This is a genomic window from Qipengyuania rhodophyticola, assembly GCF_042493225.1.
Taxonomy (GTDB): domain Bacteria; phylum Pseudomonadota; class Alphaproteobacteria; order Sphingomonadales; family Sphingomonadaceae; genus Erythrobacter.
Genome location: NZ_CP170454.1, coordinates 2435730 through 2455377, shown reverse-complemented (window position 1 = coordinate 2455377; position 19648 = coordinate 2435730). Strand labels below are relative to the sequence as shown.

General features: G+C 57.1%; 19 protein-coding genes. 13 read left to right on the top strand and 6 right to left on the bottom strand.

Annotated elements, in window-relative coordinates:
- Positions 1-15 precede the first annotated feature (15 nt).
- Genes rplI through rpsF form a run of 3 tightly spaced genes read right to left on the bottom strand, consistent with a single transcriptional unit; the run spans position 16 to position 1316 of the window.
- Complete coding sequence (gene rplI, locus ACFCXQ_RS11725) at positions 16-717, bottom strand: 50S ribosomal protein L9 (RefSeq protein ID WP_379550779.1); 702 nt, start codon at positions 715-717, stop codon at positions 16-18.
- Positions 718-729: 12 nt separating this feature from the next.
- Positions 730-954 (bottom strand): 30S ribosomal protein S18, encoded by a 225-nt coding sequence (rpsR, locus tag ACFCXQ_RS11720; protein ID WP_379550777.1) that lies wholly within the window; start codon positions 952-954, stop codon positions 730-732.
- Positions 954-1316, bottom strand: coding sequence for a 30S ribosomal protein S6 (gene rpsF, locus ACFCXQ_RS11715; RefSeq protein ID WP_379550776.1), 363 nt, complete (start codon positions 1314-1316; stop codon positions 954-956). The genes rpsR and rpsF overlap by 1 nt, the downstream gene beginning before the upstream one ends.
- Before the next feature lie 182 nt (positions 1317-1498).
- On the opposite strand from rpsF, the gene ACFCXQ_RS11710 reads away from it, so the two are divergent.
- From ACFCXQ_RS11710 to ACFCXQ_RS11700, 3 genes are all read left to right on the top strand, one after another.
- Complete coding sequence (locus ACFCXQ_RS11710; RefSeq protein WP_379550774.1) at positions 1499-2137, top strand: glutathione S-transferase family protein; 639 nt, start codon at positions 1499-1501, stop codon at positions 2135-2137.
- A 106-nt stretch (positions 2138-2243) separates the two neighbouring features.
- Positions 2244-3203, top strand: a complete 960-nt coding sequence (locus ACFCXQ_RS11705; protein WP_379550773.1) for a DUF808 domain-containing protein — start codon at positions 2244-2246, stop codon at positions 3201-3203.
- A 206-nt stretch (positions 3204-3409) separates the two neighbouring features.
- Positions 3410-4813, top strand: coding sequence for a GGDEF domain-containing protein (locus tag ACFCXQ_RS11700; protein WP_379550772.1), 1404 nt, complete (start codon positions 3410-3412; stop codon positions 4811-4813).
- Here ACFCXQ_RS11700 and ACFCXQ_RS11695 read toward each other — a convergent pair.
- Positions 4810-6237, bottom strand: coding sequence for a glutamate ligase domain-containing protein (locus ACFCXQ_RS11695; protein WP_379550771.1), 1428 nt, complete (start codon positions 6235-6237; stop codon positions 4810-4812). The genes ACFCXQ_RS11700 and ACFCXQ_RS11695 overlap by 4 nt on opposite strands.
- A gap of 55 nt (positions 6238-6292) precedes the next feature.
- Between ACFCXQ_RS11695 and ACFCXQ_RS11690 the strand changes: the two genes are divergently transcribed.
- The 8 genes from ACFCXQ_RS11690 (at position 6293) to ACFCXQ_RS11655 (ending at position 14358) form a co-directional block, all read left to right on the top strand.
- Complete coding sequence (locus tag ACFCXQ_RS11690; RefSeq protein ID WP_379550770.1) at positions 6293-7108, top strand: LD-carboxypeptidase; 816 nt, start codon at positions 6293-6295, stop codon at positions 7106-7108.
- 24 nt (positions 7109-7132) lie between these two features.
- On the top strand, positions 7133-8068 hold the full coding sequence (fabD, locus tag ACFCXQ_RS11685; protein WP_379550769.1) for an ACP S-malonyltransferase: 936 nt from the start codon (positions 7133-7135) through the stop codon (positions 8066-8068).
- A gap of 3 nt (positions 8069-8071) precedes the next feature.
- The gene (locus tag ACFCXQ_RS11680; RefSeq protein ID WP_379550768.1) at positions 8072-8500 is read left to right on the top strand and encodes a GNAT family N-acetyltransferase; all 429 of its coding nucleotides are present in this window, start codon (positions 8072-8074) and stop codon (positions 8498-8500) included.
- 77 nt (positions 8501-8577) lie between these two features.
- The gene (locus tag ACFCXQ_RS11675) at positions 8578-10449 is read left to right on the top strand and encodes a beta-propeller domain-containing protein (protein ID WP_379550767.1); all 1872 of its coding nucleotides are present in this window, start codon (positions 8578-8580) and stop codon (positions 10447-10449) included.
- 68 nt (positions 10450-10517) lie between these two features.
- Positions 10518-11270 carry a 3-oxoacyl-[acyl-carrier-protein] reductase gene (gene fabG / locus ACFCXQ_RS11670; protein ID WP_379550766.1) on the top strand — a complete coding sequence of 251 codons (753 nt, stop codon included), beginning with the start codon at positions 10518-10520 and terminating at the stop codon, positions 11268-11270.
- 212 nt (positions 11271-11482) lie between these two features.
- Positions 11483-12610 (top strand): DNA polymerase III subunit beta, encoded by a 1128-nt coding sequence (dnaN, locus tag ACFCXQ_RS11665; RefSeq protein ID WP_379550765.1) that lies wholly within the window; start codon positions 11483-11485, stop codon positions 12608-12610.
- Positions 12603-13241, top strand: coding sequence for a glutathione S-transferase family protein (locus ACFCXQ_RS11660; protein WP_379550764.1), 639 nt, complete (start codon positions 12603-12605; stop codon positions 13239-13241). Before dnaN ends, ACFCXQ_RS11660 begins: the two co-directional genes overlap by 8 nt.
- Positions 13242-13272: 31 nt before the next feature.
- On the top strand, positions 13273-14358 hold the full coding sequence (locus tag ACFCXQ_RS11655) for a DUF2855 family protein (RefSeq protein WP_379550763.1): 1086 nt from the start codon (positions 13273-13275) through the stop codon (positions 14356-14358).
- A 22-nt stretch (positions 14359-14380) separates the two neighbouring features.
- Here the strand turns inward: ACFCXQ_RS11655 and ACFCXQ_RS11650 are convergent, their stop codons facing one another.
- Entirely contained in the window at positions 14381-16135 is a 1755-nt protein-coding gene (locus ACFCXQ_RS11650) for an N-acyl-D-amino-acid deacylase family protein (RefSeq protein ID WP_379550762.1), read from the bottom strand.
- A gap of 69 nt (positions 16136-16204) precedes the next feature.
- On the opposite strand from ACFCXQ_RS11650, the gene ACFCXQ_RS11645 reads away from it, so the two are divergent.
- Positions 16205-17104: an alpha/beta fold hydrolase gene (locus tag ACFCXQ_RS11645; protein ID WP_379550761.1), complete on the top strand. Its 900-nt coding sequence runs from the start codon at positions 16205-16207 to the stop codon at positions 17102-17104.
- 72 nt (positions 17105-17176) lie between these two features.
- Positions 17177-18130: a glycerophosphodiester phosphodiesterase family protein gene (locus tag ACFCXQ_RS11640; RefSeq protein WP_379550759.1), complete on the top strand. Its 954-nt coding sequence runs from the start codon at positions 17177-17179 to the stop codon at positions 18128-18130.
- Positions 18131-18138: 8 nt separating this feature from the next.
- Here the strand turns inward: ACFCXQ_RS11640 and ACFCXQ_RS11635 are convergent, their stop codons facing one another.
- Complete coding sequence (locus tag ACFCXQ_RS11635; protein WP_379550757.1) at positions 18139-19590, bottom strand: MFS transporter; 1452 nt, start codon at positions 19588-19590, stop codon at positions 18139-18141.
- Between the last annotated feature and the right edge of the window lie 58 nt (positions 19591-19648).

Below are 19648 nucleotides of genomic sequence, written 5' to 3'. Positions count from 1 at the left end.
TCATAGATCGGAGGCTTAGCCTTCGTTCTTTTCCTCATCTGCTTCAGGAGCGTCAGCTGCGAGAGTTTCATCAGCAGCAGCTTCTTCGCCACCTTCTTCGGTTTCCTCAGCCTCAGGCACGCCTGCTTCTTCAAACATGTCCTCTGGGATTTCACCGGGCTCGAGCGTAGGATCGATGCGGTTTTCGCCAGCAGCTTCCTCGATTTCACGCTGTTCATCAGCGAACATCTGCGCAAGAACGTCAACGCCTTGGCTTTGCAGCTCAGCTTCATCGTCAGAGCGGGCGACATTGGCTTTTACCGTCACGCGCACTTCCGGGTGAAGCGCGACCGTCACATCGTGCATGCCGATTGTCTTAATCGGTGCGCCGAGAATGACTTGCTTCTTGTCGACTTCATGGCCCTGTTCTGTGAGGCCCGCAACGATGTCGCGAACACTAACCGAGCCGTAAAGCTGGCCAGCGTTTGACGATGCGCGGATCAGAACGATCTCTGCCCCGTCGACCTTCGCGCCAGCCGTCTCGGCAACGCCGCGACGCTCTTCGTTCTCTTTTTCGAGACGCTCGCGGTTTGCCTCGAAGACTTTCTTGTTAGCGTCGTTCGCGCGCAATGCCTTCTTCTGTGGGAGCAGGAAGTTGCGGGCATAGCCGTCTTTAACGCTGACCACGTCACCAATGGTGCCGAGCTTTTCAATCCGTTCAAGGAGAATGATATCCATGTCTCTTCTCCCCTACTTCACGATGTACGGCAGCAAGCCGATGTGACGCGACCGTTTGATCGCCTTGGCCAGCTCGCGCTGTTTCTTGGCACTGACGGCGGTGATGCGCGATGGCACAATCTTGCCGCGCTCAGACAGAAAGCCCTGAAGCAGGCGAACGTCCTTGTAATCGATTTTCGGCGCGCCTTCACCCGAAAACGGGCAGGATTTGCGGCGGCGGAAGAATGGTTTTGACATTAGTCGTCTCCTCGCTCTGCGCGGCGTTTCTTATCACGATCGCTCTTGCGCATCATGACGCTTGGGCCGTCTTCGTGCTCTTCAACACGGATCGTCATATAGCGAATGACATCTTCGTTGATGCGAGTCTGACGCTCAAGTTCCTCAACGACGGCGCCGGGGCCATCGATGTTGAGCATGACGAAGTGCGCCTTGCGGTTGCGGTCAATCTTGTAAGCGAGTGATTTCAGGCCCCAGGTCTCCGTCTTGGTGACCTTGCCCTCGTTCTTCTCAACAATTTCAGTTGCAGTGGCGGCCAGTTGGTCGACTTGAGCTTGGCTAAGGTCTTGGCGCGCCAGAAAAATATGCTCGTAAAGAGCCATCTCTCTGTCCTTTCAGTTCCTACCGATCGTTGGCTGATCCGCCCGAATAGCGGGGCCCCTCCGGCTTTCTTGTGTCCCCGGTTATCAACAGGGGATGCGCGCACATAACGAAAGCGGGGTAGAATGCAAGCAATCGTTTGCCTGTTTTCACCTCGGTTGCCGCAGGCTATGGCCGACCAATCATGATAGAACCAATCCTCTACACATGCGCCCGGTCACGGGGAACGCGGTGCACATGGGCGGCGCAAGAGGCCGGTGTTGATCTCACTCTCAAGATGTTGCCATTCCCGCCGCGTGTCAAAGCGCCTGAATATCTTGAGGAAAACTCGCTCGGCACTATACCCATGCTGGTGCATGGCGAGGACAAGATGACCGAGAGCTGCGCGATTGCGGTTTATCTTGCTGGGCTGGCTGGGCCGACCGAATTGTTGATCGCGCCAGGCGAACCGGACTACGCGGCCTTCCTGGATTTCACCTATCACGCTGATGCGACGATAACGTTTCCGCAAACTGTGTTCATGCGGTTTGCTATGTTTGAGAAGCAGCGCGGGTTGGAGGAAGCGGGCCATGCCTATGCCCGCTGGTTTTCCAAGCGGTTGGTAAAGCTGGAAGAAAGGCTTGAGACCCGCGAATTCCTCTGCGCAGACCGCTTTACGGTGGCTGATATTTGCTGCGGTTTTGCGCTTACCTTGGCTCAGGCAGTTGGCTTGGACGACCATGTTCCGGATGCTTTGAAAGCATATCGTAAGCGTCTAACGAGTAGGCCGAGATATCAGGCGGCGATTGCGCAGGAGGAAGCGGCTCCGATGGCGCAGTTCTAACGTAAAGTTGGGCATTGATTAGGGAAAATTTACGAAGCTGCGCTTGCAATGTGCGTCAGGGCTGCGCAGGCCCGCATAAGACACAAAGATTAAGTGAGGGACCTCCATGCCATCAGGATTGGTCGCATTGTTAGATGATGTTGCGGTGATTGCGCGCACAGCAGCAGCTTCGGTCGATGATATCGCGGTTGCCGCTGGTCGTGCAGGTTCGAAAGCTGCCGGCGTGGTGATTGATGATGCGGCGGTGACGCCCTCTTATGTGACGGGTCTTAGTCCCGCACGTGAATTGCCGATAATTTGGAAGATCACCAAAGGCAGTTTGAAGAACAAGCTCTTGATCCTGTTGCCTGGCGCGCTGCTTCTCAGCGAGTTTCTGCCCTCCGCGATCATCTGGCTGCTCATGTTGGGCGGCGGATTTCTGGCCTATGAGGGCGCTGAAAAAGTGATCGAGAAGCTGGGCGGAAAGAAGCATGGCGCAACGCTGGAAGACACAATCACTGACCCAGTCGAGTTTGAGAAACAGCGCACTTCTGGCGCAATTCGGACTGATTTGATCCTCTCCGGAGAGATTATGGCGATTACGCTAAACGAGGTTGCCGCTGAGGACTTTCTAACGCGTGCAGGAGTGCTTGCGCTGGTCGGTTTTGTCATCACCGTAGTGGTTTATGGCGCGGTCGCGCTGATCGTGAAGATGGACGATGTTGGATTGGCGATGACCAAGCGGGATTCAAGCATCGCTCAGCGAATCGGTCACGGGCTTGTCGCTGCTATGCCTGGATTGCTCACTGCCTTGTCGATCATTGGCACAGTTGCGATGCTCTGGGTTGGCGGCGGAATTCTGCTGCACGGCACACATGAGCTTGGTTGGCATTTGCTCTATGACATTGCTCATGGGGCACAATATGCGGTCGAGGGGGCCCTTGGCTCACTCGGCGGCTTTATGGGCTGGCTGACATATGCTGCGCTCTCAGCGCTGGTTGCGCTCATTGTTGGCGGGATCATCGCCTTCGTGCTTCATAATATCCTCCGCTTTGGGGAAGAGAAGGGCGCTGAAGTCACACACTAAGGGCCCCTCAATCCGTCTCAATTAGAGAACAATCTACCACCACCCGATTTAACAAATCGCCCCCGCGAGTCCCACTTCGATACGGGGGCTCCCCGGGTGCTGGCGCCGCTACGCACAATTACCCAAACCGATGAAGAAAAGTGGCTTTTAGCCATGGTTAACGGGGAGCAATTGTGCGTCGTATCGCGCTTCTTGCGTGGATTTCAATGGTTAATGTGTTCGCTTTTGCGGGCCCGGCACATGCGCGATTCGCCGGGCCTGCAGAAGCGATTTCAGGACCATCTGCGGCGGTTGATGCGGCCGCTGGCGCATCTTTATTGTCCAGCGCACTTGCTGCGATGCTGGTTTGCGGCCTGCTCATCATCCCGCTGATCTACGATGCGATTTTCTATCGGATCCTTCGTGAGCGCTTCATTTTGCTGCATGCGGCTATGGTTGCCGCCATGCTTGGCTTCGCACTGACCAGCTCGTCGCTAGCGCCGATTCTCTTTGCAGGCTTCCCCAGCGACATTATCGGCCGGTTCAACATCATGGCCTTTGCGACCAGCACCATTTTTGCATTGCTGTTTGCCGCTTGGTTCATTGAGCGCCGTTATCGCTCGGAGAAGATGCAGATCTGGTATGCGGGCCTAGCGATCGTCATCTTGATTCTGACCGGGCTTGCGGTGATTTCGGGCCTTGCGCCGCGCCTGGCCGACAACACAGGATATCTGCTCGCTTTCTTCATTCCAGCTTTTGCGCTTCTGATAACGGTGGCTTTGGCGATCGGCAAAGGTAGCAAGGTTGCGCATTGGGTGGCGTTTGGGCTCTGCGGAACTTTGGCTGCGGGCGGGGTCGTGCTGCTTCAGTATTTCGGAATGATCGAGCCGCATATTGGCCCCAACGGGCTGGTTCTTCTGTCCGTGGTGACGCTTGCTGTAGCGACATCAATGGGAGCCGGCGATCGTTTCCTCGATATTCGCCGCGACCGCGATCAGGCGCTTCTGCGCGCAACGCGCATGGGCAAGATGGCGAAGACTGACGGTCTCACCGGGCTGCTTAATCGGCGTGCATTTGAAAAGCTTGAGTATCTCGGTGTTGGTCAGGGGCTGCTCGTTGCTGATATTGACCGCTTTAAGCCGATCAATGACACCTATGGCCACCAAACGGGAGATGCGGTGCTGCGGCACACAGCCAACGTCCTGCGAGAGGCGATGGTCTTGCATGAGGATGCGGAGATTTACCGTCTCGGCGGTGAAGAGTTCGCGATCCTTTGCAAGAGCGAGCGCGCCTCTCAGTTGATGACGACAGCTGAAGAAGTGCGCGAGATGATCGCCAGCGAGATCCTCGAGTTGGGTGACGAAACCATGCCGCCTTACACCATCAGTATCGGCGCGGTGATCGGGCGCGGACAGGAAATGGATCAGGCCTTCGCAGAGGCTGATTCGGCGCTTTACGGGGCCAAAGCCATGGGCCGCGATCGCTCGGTGCTGTTCCGCTATAATGCGCCAAAAGATGACGGGTTGCGCAATGACGGTCCAAAGCGTCCGGGCGCTGAGGACGTTGACCGCGGAGAGCGGAGCGGAATTCCCGGTCGCATGTCAGACCTCGATGATCCAAAGGCGGTTTAGCCTAGCTTTTTGAGTACCTGTTTCGCGAATGCCGAGAGCGTGTCGTCGCGCGCGCCCATAATGACAATGCGGTCGTCGGCCTGCGCAATCTCGACGAGGTGTGTGCCCACGTCCTCGCGTGATTCGATATGCTCCGCGGTGCCGCCTGCCTTCTCGATCAGTGTAATGATCCGTTCGCTGCCCTCACTGCGGTCGACTGTTCCGCCAAAATAGACCGGATCGCACAGGATAGTAATGTCATCCTCGTCAAGCTCCTGCGCGAAGGTTTCGGCCAACTCCGCGCCCATTTGCCGCAAGGGGCCATATCCATGAGGCTGGAAGAAGGCGATTACGCGGCCTGGGTGGGCCTTGAGTGTGCGCAGGGTCGCTGCGCACTTCTCTGGATTATGACCGAAATCATCGATCACCGTGACGCCGTTTGAGCTGGTGCCGACGATATCGAAACGGCGCGCGAGGCCCGCAAAACTGCCGAGAGCCTCCACAGCCGCGCCGACTGGAATGCCGGACGCAACTGCGCCAGCGATTGCGGCGAGCGCGTTTGAGAGATTGTGCTTTCCTGGTAGGGCAAGTCTGAGTGGGTGCTCGCTGCCATCGTGGCGATCAATCACAAGAGCGGCCTGCCGCGTTGGCCCTTCTGCGATGCTGCCCGGAACGATTCCGATCTGCGCCTTTTCCTGCTCAACGCCAAAGGTGATTGCCTCCTTAGCGCTGGGTAGCAGGGCAATCGCCTCTGCATTATCGGCATTGATCACTGAAATGCGGCTGCGGTCGAGGAAATCTCCAAACAAAACCCGTAGTTCTTCCATGCTCTTGTGATCGAGGCTGACGTTGAGGAGGATGCCAACTGCGGGACGATACAGCGCGATCGAGCCATCGCTTTCATCCACTTCGCTGACATAGAGGCTTTGTCCGCCCACAACCGAGCTTGCGAAGGGGCGCTCGTCCGAGACGAAGTTCTTCATCACCGCGCCGTTCATCACGGTCGGTTCGCGTCCCACGGCCTCCATGATCCACCCGAGCATGCCGGTGACGGTTGATTTGCCGCTGGTGCCGGCCACGGCGAGGCCAGCGCCGCTCGTGTTGAACAGGATTGAGTTCAGCTCTGCGCGGGTCAGGCGCAGGCATTCCAGCTCGCTCGCGCGGGCAATTTCCGGCACGGTGTCTTCAATCGCGGCCGATGCCACCACGATTTGCTCGCCTGAGGTAATTCCGCTCCCGTCTTGCGGGTGCAGACCGAAACCTTGGGCTTTGAGCGCCGCGAATTTCTCCGGCGTGCGGCCTTGGTCATAACTGCGGTCTGAACCGTCTACGCGCGCGCCGCGCCCTTTCAGGATTTGCGCAAGTGGCAGCATGCCTGACCCGCCAATGCCCACAAAAAAGAATGGACGCGACAGCAATTCATCGGGTGTGGGAAACTCAGCCATGAAAAGGCGCGCTATTGCGTTGCGCGGCGGATGACAAGCGCGCTAGGGCAGTTTAATGCAACGTATTGCAATCTGCGCTCCAGCCACACCTCTCAGCCGCGAGTATGCGGAACAGGTGACCGCCTTGGCGTCTGCCGAGTTTCCAAGCCTCGAGCTGGTGTTCCATCCCCAATGCTATGAACAAGACGGCCATTTTGCGGGCTCAGATGCGGTCCGGGCGGCGGCGCTGCTCGAATGCGCGAACGATCCCAGCTTTGACGCCGTATGGTTTGCAAAAGGCGGATATGGCTCGAACCGGATTATCGACGCCTTTCTGGAGGGCGCTAAGCCGCCCGCCCATGAGAAAACCTATCTAGGTTATTCGGACTGCGGTTTCTTGCTTGGGCCATTTCATCGGTTAGGGATTGGAAAGGCTGTTCACGGCCCAATGCCAGTCGATATTGGCCGGGACGGTGGCGAGGCGGCTGTGCGGCGTAGCCTCCGGTGGTTCACCGGCGATAAGTCCGGTCTTGAGCAATCGCTCGACGATCGCCCGACACTGGCATTTAACCTCACCACGCTCGTGGCATTGCTTGGCCACACCCACTGCCCCGATTTTTATCAGCATGTGATTATTATCGAGGAGGTAGCCGAGTACCTTTATGCGCTTGACCGCATGATGTTTGCAGTCACGCACGATCTGCATCACTGCGCGGGCATTCGCTTGGGCGAAGTGACAGCCATACCAGAGAATGACCGACCATTCGGCGCAAGTGCAGAAGAAATCGTGGAGGACTGGTGCACGCGGCGGGGAATCCCCTATTTGGGCCGCGCGCAAATCGGTCACACGGCAGACAATCATATTGTACCTTTCACAAGCCTCTCAGATTAGTGGCTGAAACAGGAGCATTATTCAGTGAACGCATTCATTTTCCCCGGGCAAGGAAGCCAAAAGGTCGGCATGGGCGTGGAGCTAGCCGAAGCCAGTAGCGCGGCCCGTGAGGTTTTCGAGGAAGTTGACGAGGCATTGTCTCAGAAACTCTCGGATATCATGCGGGATGGCTCCGAAGATCAGTTGACTCTAACCGAGAATGCTCAGCCTGCGATTATGGCGAATGCGATTGCTACTTTACGAGTGCTCGAGAAGGATTTTGGCGTTTCACTGCCCGATACGGCTGGCTGCGTCGCGGGGCATTCCCTTGGCGAATATACTGCCCTTTGCGCGATCGGCGCATTCACTCTCTCCGACACCGCGCGGCTGCTGAAACTGCGCGGGCAGGCCATGCAAGCTGCAGTACCAGTGGGTGAGGGCGCAATGGCGGCTCTTCTTGGCGCTGATATCGAAAAGGCGTCGGCCCTCGTTGCGGCGGCGGCAGATGGAGAGGTGTGTGATATCGCCAATGACAATGATCCAACGCAGGTCGTGATCTCAGGCCATGCAGGTGCGATTGAGCGCGCGATTGGTCTCGCGAAAGAGCACGGCATCAAGCGCGGTATCAAACTGCCTGTATCCGCGCCTTTCCACTGCTCGCTTATGCAACCCGCGGCTGACCGCATGGCAGAGGCCCTGACGCAAACCCCGCCGCAAGGCGTTGCCGTACCGCTTTATGCCAATGTTACCGCAAGCAAGGTGAGCGATCCGGCTACCGAGCAAGCCTTATTGGTCGAGCAAGTAACGGGCCGCGTGCGCTGGCGCGAAAGTGTGCTCGCGATGCGCGAAGGCGGCACCCAGCAGTTTACTGAATTTGGCGGTAAGGTGCTCGGGCCGATGGTGGGCCGGATTGACAAGGAAGCGCAGGTCGCCAGCCTTATCACCATGAGCGATATCGAAGAGTTCGCCAAAGGGTTGTAGCCATTGAACGATCGCAGCTGGAGCATTCTATGGATCGACCAGAGCAACAAGGATGTGCTCGATAAGGTTGCGCCCGGCGTCTTTGATGAAGCGATCAAGCCTAAGCGCCTAGAGCGCTACCTAGACAACCCTTTCAATTGGATGGCTCTGGCGGTTGAAGATGGTCTGGTGATTGGCCAGTGCATGTGCGTGGTTCATCATCATCCTGACAAAGAAACCGAGCTCTATCTTGATGAAATTGGTACCGGAGATGAACACAGACGTCGCGGCGTCGCGCAATCTCTGATGGACGCCGTGTTTGCTCGGGCCGACGAAGCAGGGATCGAGGAGATCTGGCTAGGCACTGAACCCGATAACGTTCCGGCGAGAGGCCTGTACGAGAAGACTGGCGCAAAGGCTGAACCTGCCATGATCTACTACCTTGAATGGTAGTGTGCTGCACGATGCGTCCATCGCCCGTTAAGCTCGGTTCAGCGTAAGTCTTGGCAGAGTCTATGGGGAGATGGTTTATGCGTGCCGGTTTGATTTTGGCGGGATCGTTGGTGGTTGCAGGCTGCACAGCAGTCGAGGCGCAATCTTCCAGTAAGAGCCTGAGCACGTCTGTACCGAAGTTCGAATCTGTGGAGGCGATTGAGGCGTTTGCAGAAGAAGTAGCAAAATCACAACGCGCTCAGCGTCGCGAGATGGAAAACACGATCACCGTCACCGGCGCGCGGCTCGAGTCGGCAGTGCCCCTTGAAGACGGCGCGACGGACATTACCAACAATCAAGAGGCCGGGGTCGATGAAGGCGGTCTGGTTAAAGCGACTAAGGATTTTCTAGTCGTTTTGCGGCGCGGCCGCATCTTCACCATTCGGCACGGCGATAACGCGCTTTCTCCTACCGACCAGATTAACGCTTTTGCGCCGGGAGACGATAACCCCGGTGACACATGGTATGACGAGATGCTGGTTGACGGTAATACGATCATCACGATCGGCTATTCCTACGGTAATTCTGGCACGGAAATCAGCCGGTTCAAGCTCGCTTCTGATGGCAGTTTGAGCTACCAGGACACACACTATCTGACTTCGGCTGACTATTATTCATCGCGCAATTACGCCTCGCGCCTGATAGATGGGCAGCTTGTGATGTATGCACCGATCCCAATGAATTGGGGCGATTGGCGCACCTCGCTCCCATCAGTGCGCAAACGCTTGGATCCAGCCACAGTCGGTGAACCGCGCAAGACTGTCACAGCGACGCAGCTGCATATTCCCGATCATCTACGCGAAAACCCGAGCTGGCAAACCAACATACTCCACTCGGTAACTGCCTGCGATATGCGTTCGGAGGATTTTGATTGCGAAAGCACGGCAGTCGTCGGCAGTTGGTCGCGTAATTTCTATATCACTGGGGACGCGGTCTATGTTTGGACCTCTGGAGCTGGGGTCGGCGGGGAAACGGAGGCGAGGGATCTGCTCTATCGCATTCCGCTCGACCTCGATAACGTGCAAGCCGTCTCGGTGAGCGGTTATCCAGTCGATCAATTCTCTTTCAAACAAGACGCCGAGACTGACAATTTGTTTGTTGTCGTTCGCGGTCAAGGATTGGGCGGCGCTATGTGGGGCGGGGAATTCTCTGGCGGAAATACGGCGCTGCTTCGGCTGCCGATGGATAGTTTTGCCGATGGCTCGCGCGCCGCTCCGATGGGCCGCTATCAACAATTGGCCTCGCCGGAAGGTTACCGGTTCCAGAACCGCTTTGTCGGGCGTCACTTGCTTTATGCGGCTGGGGACTGGCGTGATGAGAGTAAGTCTAATGCTGTCTATGTTGCGCCGCTTGATGCGCGCTGGGTTGAACGCATCTCCCTTCCGCACGGCGTAACACGGCTGGATGCGATCGGACCTGATGCGATCGCGATTGGTCCAAATGGCGAGGGCGAGCTTGGGTTTTCCTCTGTACTATTGGCGCAAGGGACAGGCGCATCGCGCCTTGGTTCGACTGAAATGATGGGCGCTGCGCGAGAGGGCGAAAACCGCAGCCATGCGTTCTTCTTCCGTCCCGATCGATCTGGATCACCCGGCGACGGGATGATGGCTCTACCGGTTCAACTGGAGCTCGACGATGAGCGCTATGAGTTTCTTGGGTCCGCTTCTGCGATGACCTTTGTCGGGCGAAAGAACCAGAAACTCTCGCAAATGGGTATGGTCAACGCATCGTATGACACAGCGCGGCCCGATGGGTGCCAGGCGTCCTGCGTGGATTGGTATGGCAATGCCCGGCCAATCTTTCTGGGTAACCGCATTCTAGCTCTCATGGGTTACGAATTGATCGAGGGAACGGTCGATGACGGCGCGATCACTGAAATGCGGCGGGTGGATTTTGCCCCGCAAGAATAGCAGTGTGAATTGACCTATCGCTTCTGTCTGCTCAAGGAGAGCGCGACAGATTTGCATAGGAGATACGCATGTTCAGCCTCGAAGGAATGACCGCTCTGGTAACTGGTGCCAGCGGGGGCATTGGTTCCTCAATTGCTCGTAGCCTCGCGGCTCAGGGCGCGCGGCTGGCTTTATCGGGCTCCAATGGCGACAAATTACGTGCATTCCGTGAGGAGCTGAACAACGAATTTGGTCACGATCACGTCGAGATCACGTGCAATTTGTCCGATACCAAGCAAGTCGAAGAACTGGTGCCCGCGACCATTGATACGCTTGGGCAGATCGATATTCTGGTCAATAATGCGGGCGTCACGCGCGACAACCTCGCGATGCGGATGAAGGATGAAGAGTGGGATCAGGTCATTTCCATTAATCTCGAGGCGGCGATGCGGCTGATGCGGGCCAGCGCCCGTCCGATGATGAAGGCCCGGTTTGGGCGGATGATCAATATCACCAGTGTTGTCGGTGCCACCGGTAATCCGGGCCAAATGAACTATGCGGCGGCTAAGGCCGGCCTTACCGGGATGTCGAAAAGCCTTGCGCAGGAGCTCGCAAGTCGCGGAATTACCGTGAATTGTGTTGCGCCGGGCTTTATCCGCACGGCCATGACTGACGAGCTGCCAGATGCGCAGAAAGATGCGCTGAATGCTCGCATTCCCATGGGGCGGATGGGCGAGGGCGACGACATCGGTAGCGCGGTAGCGTATCTTGCGAGCCGCGAGGCTGGTTATGTCACGGGCCAGACGTTGCATGTAAACGGCGGGATGGCGATGATGAACTGATGGCCTCACAAAGCCGCATTAAGAGGCTGTGGGGCCGTATTTCGGCCTTCTAAGGCGCTTTATCCCCAAGGAATCGGGTTCCCCATGGGCTGAACCTTTGCCCGCTCTGCACCGCGCGCTAAGGTTCTCATCGAATTAGCTGCACTGGGGGCGATTCCATTGAGCACCTGCGCAGCGTCTGTTGAAAGCCATTAGGGACGAAAGAGGCACCCATGAAGGCCACCATTGAACGCGCTACATTGCTGCGCTGCCTTTCCCACGTTCAATCAGTAGTTGAGCGGCGGAACACCATTCCGATCCTCTCGAACGTGCTGATCGAAGCCGGTGGGGATGGGGCTCTGAAAGTCACCGCAACCGATCTCGACTTGCAAGTGGTTGAAAACATGGCTGCGGCGGGCGTTGATGATCCCGGCGCAATTACCGTTTCGGCGCATTTGCTGTTCGATATTGCCCGTAAGCTGCCCGAGGGTAGCCAGGTGAGCCTTGAGACGGCGGAAAACCGGATGGACATTAAGGCGGGCCGGAGCCGGTTTAAGCTGCCTACCCTCCCGCGTGATGACTTCCCCGTGATTGTTGAGGGTGATCTTCCCACCAGCTTTGAGCTACCAGCTAAGACGCTCGCTGAGATGATTGATCGCACGCGCTTTGCGATCTCGACCGAGGAAACCCGGTATTATCTAAACGGTATTTTCCTCCACGTCTCTGAAGATGACAAGCCAGTGCTTAAGGCTGCGGCGACTGACGGGCACCGCCTTGCGCGCTTCACACTTGATCGTCCTGACGGCGCCGAGGGCATGCCCGACGTGATCGTGCCGCGCAAAGCGGTAGCCGAGCTGCGCAAACTACTTGAAGAATCGCTCGACGGTAATGTCCAAATTGATCTGTCAGCCAGCAAGGTTCGCTTCACGCTTGGCGGGGAGGGCGGCGTTGTCCTGACCAGCAAGCTGATCGACGGTACTTTCCCAGATTATTCACGCGTTATTCCAACGGGTAATGACAAGCTCTTGAAAGTTGATCCGAAGAGCTTTTTCCAAGGTGTTGATCGTGTTGCGACCATCGCGACTGAGAAGACACGCGCGGTCAAGATGGGCCTTGATAAAGATAAGGTTACGCTCACCGTGACCAGCCCTGACAATGGCAATGCGTCGGAAGAACTCGCGGCGGAGTACAGTTCGGATGGCCTCGAAATTGGCTTTAATGCTGGTTATCTCAAGGATATCCTGAGCCAGATCGACGCCGACATGGTCGAGCTGCATCTGGCCGATGCTGGTGCACCAACGCTGATCCGCAAGAGCGAGGATAGCCCAGCACTTTACGTGCTCATGCCGATGCGTGTCTAACGAGATGGCGCAGGTCCGCATTTTCGGGCCGATTATTTCGACTTATGTGCGGATCCTCGAGATCGTCTGCGAAGAGGCGGACCTAACGCATGAAGTGATCCCTACTGCTGCGCAAGCTCCGCAAAACCGGCACCCCTTCGGCAAAGTTCCGGTTGTTGAGATAGACGAGCTCGAGCTGACCGAAACAGCACCGATTGCGCGCTATATCGACACGCGGCACAATGGCGTCTCTTTGCAACCGGCCGATCCGTCAAAGCGCTACGCTATGGATCGTTGGATTGCGACCAATGACAACTACCTCTTCCCACTGTTCGAGCATGGTCTTGTTATGCCTTACATCATGCACCGCCATGCTGGCGCACCTCTCGATAAGGAGCGGATCGGCCGGGCATTGCCCAATATCGCCAGATCGCTCGAATTTCTTGAGCTAGAGCTGGCTAAAGATGGTGCTTGGACCCGAGCAGGTTTTACGCTCGCAGACATCTTTCTATACGTAACACTGCTCGGCGTTCGCGGCACTCCTGAGGGGGCGCAAGGTATCGCCCAATGCGACGCGCTGTCGGCGTGGATGGCCGTGTGCGATGCACGGCCCAGCATCACCGCAACAAGGTGGGAAATTGAGCGCGGCTGAGCTAGGCTTGGCAGCAAAGGAGAGATTTACGATGATTCAGCAGGTACACGTCACCAAGGATGCGCTTGATCAGGCTGCGCTTGTCGAGGTCGACAATGGTGAATTGGCCAATGGCGCGGCGCGGCTCGCAATCGAGAGCTTTTCGGTCACAGCCAACAACATCACCTATGCAGTCGTGGGCGATGGTTTTGGCTATTGGAACTTCTTCCCCGCAGCAGAGGGCAAGGGCATTGTGCCGATGTGGGGTCATGCCAAGGTGACTGAGAGCAAATGCGCTGATATTTCGGTCGGTGAGCGGGTCTATGGCTATTTGCCAATGGCCAGCCATCTCGACGTGATCCCCGGCAAGGTATCGGAGGGTAGTTTTGTTGATACAGCCGAGCATCGCCAGCCGATGAGCCCAGTTTATAATCAATACACCCGCCTTGCTGCCGATCCGGAGCATGACCCTGCCAGAGAAGCCGAGCGGATGATCTTTGGGCCGCTGTTTAAAACCGGTTTCCTGATCGAGTATTTTATGCGCGGCGAGGACTGGTTCGGTGCGGAACAGGTGATCCTGACCAGCGCATCCTCCAAAACCGCTATGGGCCTTGCGAGTGTTGCGCAGCAAAATTCGCCGGGCGTGAAGCGCATAGGCCTCACCTCATCGGGCAATGTCGATTTTGTCAAAGAGACCGGCCTCTATGACGCGGTCCATTCCTATGAAGAAGTTGGTCTGCTGAGCATCCGTGATAGCGTGGTCGTCGATTTTGCTGGAAATGCTGGGCTTCTGGCCAAAGTCCACGAACATTACGGCGATATGCTCAAATATTCGTGCCTCGTCGGCGCCACCCATATCGAGGAGCGAGGCAGCGGCGGAATGAATGACGATCGGGGGCTGCCGGGACCCAAGCCGACCTTGTTTTTCGCACCCGATCACATGGTTGCGATGTTTAGGGAAGTTGGCGCGGAAGGCGCAGCAAAACTCGCGGCGACCGCTTGGCACAGCTTCCTTGAGACTGTCGCGGGCACTGTGGCAATAGAACGGCACCAAGGCTTGGAAGCAGCACGTACGACCTATCTGGAAATGATCGGCGGCAGTGTTGATCCCGCTAAGGGCATCGTGATTGAGCCTTAGACTGGTTGCGCTAGAGGCGGCGCTATTCCGCCGCCTCAGCCAACTCAGCACGCTGCGGCCCGCGAATTAGGCCGCCCGGCGCTTCGCCTGTCCATGTGCCGTCACGGAAGGTGACCTGACCGTTCTTGATCGTGCAGACGTAGCCATCGGCCTTTTGCAGCAGACGTCGACCGCCAGCGGGCAGATCAAATGCCAGCCATGGTTTACCTAGCTTAAGCGCGTCCATGTCGATCACGTTGACGTCGGCGAGATAGCCAGGGGAAAGCACACCGCGATCCTCCAGCCCATATAACCGCGCAGTGTCATTGCATTGCCGTTTGATCGCGTTCTCGAGCGTGATGCGGCCCCCGCGCTTGCGGTCGCGCACCCAATGCTGGAGCATAAATGTGGGCGAAGCGGCGTCACAAATCGTGCCGCAATGCGCACCGCCATCAGACAGTGAATTGACCGTATCATCGCTGTGTTGAAGCGGGTGGAGGAAGTCCAAATTTTTGTCCGCATAGTTTAGGATCGGCAGGTAGATAAAGCCGGTCGCGTCCTCGCGGCAGAGCATGTCATATGCGTATTCTTGGCCGTCGACACCAGCTGAACTCGCGCGCGTCTGAACCGATTCCTCATCGGTTGGTTCATAGTCGAAATCCGGGTCCATCTCATATTGCATCGCCCAGCCTTGGGTGATCACCGCAACCACTGGCAGGATGTCTGGCGGCGCATCGGAATAATCATTTGCCTCGGAAAGTAGCTGAGCCTTGAAAGCCGGATCGAGTAGCTTGGCCTTTTGTTCTGCCCATGGAAGCTCTGCAATCGCCTGCCAGCTTGGGCGATAAACGAAGGGATGCACCGTCCCCTGCCACGCCATAATGATGCCGTTTCCGCGCAGGGCGATTTGCGCGATAATGTTGGCGCCATTGTCATTCTCGGCGCGCATCGTTTCAATTTGCTCGTCGAGCGGCAATTCCTTGGCGATGGATTGCAGCGCGGCGAAGGTGACGGGCAGGCCGGTCTCGCGGCTGAGATTGCCCATCCATTCGAACTCGTTCCAGTCCCGCTGCAGGTCGCTGGCCATTTCGAACACACCGTGGCCGGCGCGGCCCATAGCGCGGCCAAGCTCGACAAGCTCTTCGGCTGTGGCGGTGGTACCGGGCACTAGCACGCCCTCAACGTCTTTGTGCAGTACGGTGCGCGAGGTGGAGAAGCCGAGCGCTCCCGCCCTCACGCCATCCTCAACAATGTCTGCCATGGCGGCGACGTCTTCATCTGTCGGCACAGCGCCGGGACCTTCGCGGTCGCCGAGCACATAGGCGCGCACCGCGCCATGCGGCACATGAGTTCCCACATCGACGGTGCGCGGGAGCTTTTCGAGAGCGTCGAGATATTCAGGGAAAGTCTCCCAATCCCATGTGATCCCTTCAGCCAGAGCAGTGCCGGGAATATCTTCCACCCCCTCCATCAGGCCAATCAACCAATCATGTTGATCTTTGCGGGCAGGCGCAAAGCCAACCCCGCAATTTCCCATCACAACGGTTGTCACGCCGTGCCAGCTGCTAGGCGCCATTTCCTGATCCCAAGTCGCCTGACCATCGTAATGCGTGTGAATGTCGACAAAACCGGGAGTGACAATCTTGCCGGTCGCGTCGATCTCTTGCGCACCGTCGCCGGTGACGGTGCCGATCTGCGCAATCAGGCCATCCTTAATCGCCACATCACCGGCAAAGCGTTCCTCGCCCGTCCCATCAACAATTGTGCCACCGCGAATGACCAGATCGAAGGTCGCCATTTTTCTCTCCTCAGTTTCTCTCAAAAACCTATTTAGCATAGCGACGGGCATGCTGCTATGGTTTCGATCATGGATAGGAAAGCAAGCTGGGAGCCCGCGCCAGAAACGGGCATTTCGATTGATTGGGTCGAGGCCAATGGGCTGACGTTTGAGGTTGCCCAGTGCGGCGAAGGCGATCATCTCGCGCTATGCCTGCATGGCTTTCCTGAGCTGCATTATAGCTGGCGGCATCAAATACCTTTGCTGGCTGAGATGGGATACCGTGTCTGGGCACCCAATTTGCGCGGATACGGCGGAACGTCGCGGCCCGAGGGTGTTCGGAATTATGCACTTGACCATCTGACGCACGATCTTGCCGCGCTGATTGATGCGAGCGGCGCGAAAAAGGTGACCCTCATCGCTCATGATTGGGGCGCGATCATCGCGTGGCAATTCGCGATCCTCAAGCTTCGCCCGCTGGAACGGCTCGTTATCATGAATGTCCCGCACCCCGAAGTGCTTCGGCGCGAGCTCAAGACTTGGGAACAGCGCAAGAAGAGCTGGTATGTGTTCTTCTTCCAACTGCCGTGGCTGCCCGAGTGGAGGCTCGGTTCGAATGAGGGGCGTGTGATCGGCAGTTTGTTTGCAAAAACCAGCTCTAATCCGGAGCGGTTCGGGCCAGATGTGCAAGCGGTCTATGCGGCTGCAGCTAACCGGCCCGGTGCGCCCGCTGCGATGGTCAATTACTATCGCGCGGCGATGCGCCACCGCGACACAGTTAATCTCGGCGACTTCCGCATCGAGACACCGACCCTGATGGTATGGGGCGAAGAAGATGTTGCGCTAAACATCAATTGCACAGTTGGGACCGAAGAATGGGTCCCAAGCCTCACGCTTGAGCGTCTGGCAGGCGTTTCGCATTGGGTCCAGCAGGATGCACCGGATGAGGTGAATACTATCCTGAAGAACTGGCTGCCCAGCCCCGTTTGAGGAAAGGCGGCGATGTCTTATGAGCGCCATATACAGATCCTAACGACGCATGATCCCACGGAGCACAACTAGATGACCACAAAGCCATTTCTTGCCGCGCTTGCCGCTTGCTCACTCGCCTCAGGCGCCGGAGCGCAGGATGACGGGCAAGATCCCGGCCAATGGCGGCTTGAGCCTGCTGGCGATTTGTCAGCTTTTCTCGATTGCTTTGAAGCCGAGGAGAAGGCGCTCATCTCGGCGCATCGAGGCGGGCCGACGCCGGGGCTGCCGGAGAACGGTATCGAGACGATGGACGCAGTGCTCACCGCTATCCCTGCGATTATGGAGATTGATGTCGCCCAAAGCACTGACGGTGTACTCTATCTTATGCATGACCGGACCCTTGACCGGACAACGACCGGAACGGGCCGCGTAAGTGATAGGGATTGGGCTTATGTCGAGCAGTTAAAGCTGGTCGATGAGGCCGGGTGGCAGACGACCTATAGTGTGCCGACACTGCTTGCGGCGTTGGAATGGGCGAAGGATCGCACGGTCCTGCAGATTGATTTTAAGCGCACGGCAGACTTTGCGGACGTGATCAATCTGATCCGTGCGCAAGACATGGCAGACCAAGTCATCCTGATCGCTTACACACTTGAGCAGGCCCAGCGCCTCCATGAACTCGCGCCTGAAATGCTCCTGTCCTACTCGATTGCCAGTGTCGGCGACCTTGCCGAAGTTGAACAAGCTGGCATTCCGGCGGACCGGATTGTTGCATTCACAGGCACTCGGTTGCCAAAACCAGACCTCTACCGCGCTCTCGATGCTCAGGATGTTGAAGTTATCTTCGGGACGCTCGGTCGTTCCCCCAATTCTATCGACAATGTGATTGACCGGTTCGGCACAGATGAGCGCTATGTCGAGATATCTGGGGGCGGGGTAGACGTTATCGCAACAGACCGTCCGCGCGAGGCAGCAGCGGCTTTGGCAGAGGCGGAGCGTCTGCCGACCGAAGGTGTGTGCGGGGTTTCTCGCGGAGAATCCTGAAGGTCACGCTAAGCTGTGCGAGGTACTTTCACCAACAACAGCACGGCAAGGCCGCTGGCAAATAGCAAACAGATTGATGCCATGCCGATGCGTTGATCGTTAAACGCGGTAGTGAACAGCTGGACCAGTAGCGGTCCCATCCAAACCGTAATCGTTCCGGCGATGGCATATAGTCCGAAGAACTCGCCGCTACGCCCTGGAGGGGACAATGTCACCAGCATCGCTCGACTCGATGAAATACTCGCTGTTGCGGTGACTGCTACGACACTGACCAAACCGAGATAGGCGAGGTCGGATAGGGACTTAAACACCAGGCCATCCCACACCTGATAATTGTCGATCATCCCGAAAAATAATGTGGCTTGCGTGAGGGACAGCTGCGCGGAGAAAGCCAGCACCATTCCGACAATTTCGATCACTAACGCGTTTTTTACCCCTATCTTGCCATCCATCCAGCCACCGAAAAGTCCGCCGAGAAAAGCAAATATAGAACCAAATATGGCGTAGCAGAGCATCTCGAGGAAGCCCCAACCGAGGAAAAGTGAGACATAAACGGCGCTTAGCGCAAGCAGTGCGGCCATGCCATCCGCGTAGAGCATGCGAGCGATCAGGAACTTGGCGAGTTCGCGGTATTTCGTCACTTCGCGGAGCGTCTTGAGGACGGCTTGGGATCCGCTGATTATCGCCGTGCGCCAACTCGTACCGGGAACGCCTGGATCCTTTGCGTTAAGGAAAAAGGGAATTGAGAAAGCAAGAAGCCACACCGCGCATATCGGTCCGGCAATTCGGGCATGATCGAAGGTTGAAAGGTCAAGGCCGAACTGGGGTTCTCGGAAGGGCCATTGGATTGCCCCGGGTAAAATGAAGAGCACGGCAAGCGACATAAAGATCAGCACTGCTGCCAAATTGCCAAGCCCCAGGCCAAGCCCGGAAATCATCGAGAGCCGTTTTGGCTCACCTGATACCGCAAGCATCGCGTTATGCGTCACTTCGGAATAGGTATAGCTAACGTAAGCAATGATCAGCAGCGACATAATCGCCCAAATTGGCAGACCCGCTCCGCCGGGCTGGGCGAACCAGAGCAGCGCAGAACAGATTGTGATCGTGCCTAGAAACACCGCTAACAATGGCTTCAAGCGGCCGCCGCGATCCAGCGCCGCGCCCAAGAATGGCGCAGTTAGGGCCGCAATCAGGCCAGCCCATTTCGTTACTGAGGCGATAGTCGCTTGACCTTGTGCGTTGGCGGTTTTCAACGCTTCGTCCGGAGCAAGATCGTCCAATTCACCGCTAGCCAGCAGATCTGCCCCGATGATGTCGCGCGCGAAATAGGGCGCGAAGATGTAGATTACGATGAGGATGTAATACGGATTCCGCGCCCATTCGAAGACAGCCCATGCGAAACCGGTTTTGTCCAACGCGCCGCCCACGCCGCTATGGGCCCGGACCGGGACGGAATGCATTTGCGGCGTCGCTATCGCTATCGCATCTCTCCCTGCGTGTGCGCCTCACCCAGGCACA

Excerpts from the sequence above, each read along its gene's own strand:
- rplI (WP_379550779.1), bottom strand. The coding sequence starts at position 717 with ATGGATATCATTCTCCTTGAACGGATTGAAAAGCTCGGCACCATTGGT.
- rpsR (WP_379550777.1), bottom strand. The coding sequence starts at position 954 with ATGTCAAAACCATTCTTCCGCCGCCGCAAATCCTGCCCGTTTTCGGGT.
- rpsF (WP_379550776.1), bottom strand. The coding sequence starts at position 1,316 with ATGGCTCTTTACGAGCATATTTTTCTGGCGCGCCAAGACCTTAGCCAA.
- ACFCXQ_RS11710 (WP_379550774.1), top strand. The coding sequence starts at position 1,499 with ATGATAGAACCAATCCTCTACACATGCGCCCGGTCACGGGGAACGCGG.
- ACFCXQ_RS11705 (WP_379550773.1), top strand. The coding sequence starts at position 2,244 with ATGCCATCAGGATTGGTCGCATTGTTAGATGATGTTGCGGTGATTGCG.
- ACFCXQ_RS11700 (WP_379550772.1), top strand. The coding sequence starts at position 3,410 with ATGGTTAATGTGTTCGCTTTTGCGGGCCCGGCACATGCGCGATTCGCC.
- ACFCXQ_RS11695 (WP_379550771.1), bottom strand. The coding sequence starts at position 6,237 with ATGGCTGAGTTTCCCACACCCGATGAATTGCTGTCGCGTCCATTCTTT.
- ACFCXQ_RS11690 (WP_379550770.1), top strand. The coding sequence starts at position 6,293 with ATGCAACGTATTGCAATCTGCGCTCCAGCCACACCTCTCAGCCGCGAG.
- ACFCXQ_RS11675 (WP_379550767.1), top strand. The coding sequence starts at position 8,578 with ATGCGTGCCGGTTTGATTTTGGCGGGATCGTTGGTGGTTGCAGGCTGC.
- fabG (WP_379550766.1), top strand. The coding sequence starts at position 10,518 with ATGTTCAGCCTCGAAGGAATGACCGCTCTGGTAACTGGTGCCAGCGGG.
- dnaN (WP_379550765.1), top strand. The coding sequence starts at position 11,483 with ATGAAGGCCACCATTGAACGCGCTACATTGCTGCGCTGCCTTTCCCAC.
- ACFCXQ_RS11655 (WP_379550763.1), top strand. The coding sequence starts at position 13,273 with ATGATTCAGCAGGTACACGTCACCAAGGATGCGCTTGATCAGGCTGCG.
- ACFCXQ_RS11650 (WP_379550762.1), bottom strand. The coding sequence starts at position 16,135 with ATGGCGACCTTCGATCTGGTCATTCGCGGTGGCACAATTGTTGATGGG.
- ACFCXQ_RS11645 (WP_379550761.1), top strand. The coding sequence starts at position 16,205 with ATGGATAGGAAAGCAAGCTGGGAGCCCGCGCCAGAAACGGGCATTTCG.
- ACFCXQ_RS11640 (WP_379550759.1), top strand. The coding sequence starts at position 17,177 with ATGACCACAAAGCCATTTCTTGCCGCGCTTGCCGCTTGCTCACTCGCC.
- ACFCXQ_RS11635 (WP_379550757.1), bottom strand. The coding sequence starts at position 19,590 with ATGCATTCCGTCCCGGTCCGGGCCCATAGCGGCGTGGGCGGCGCGTTG.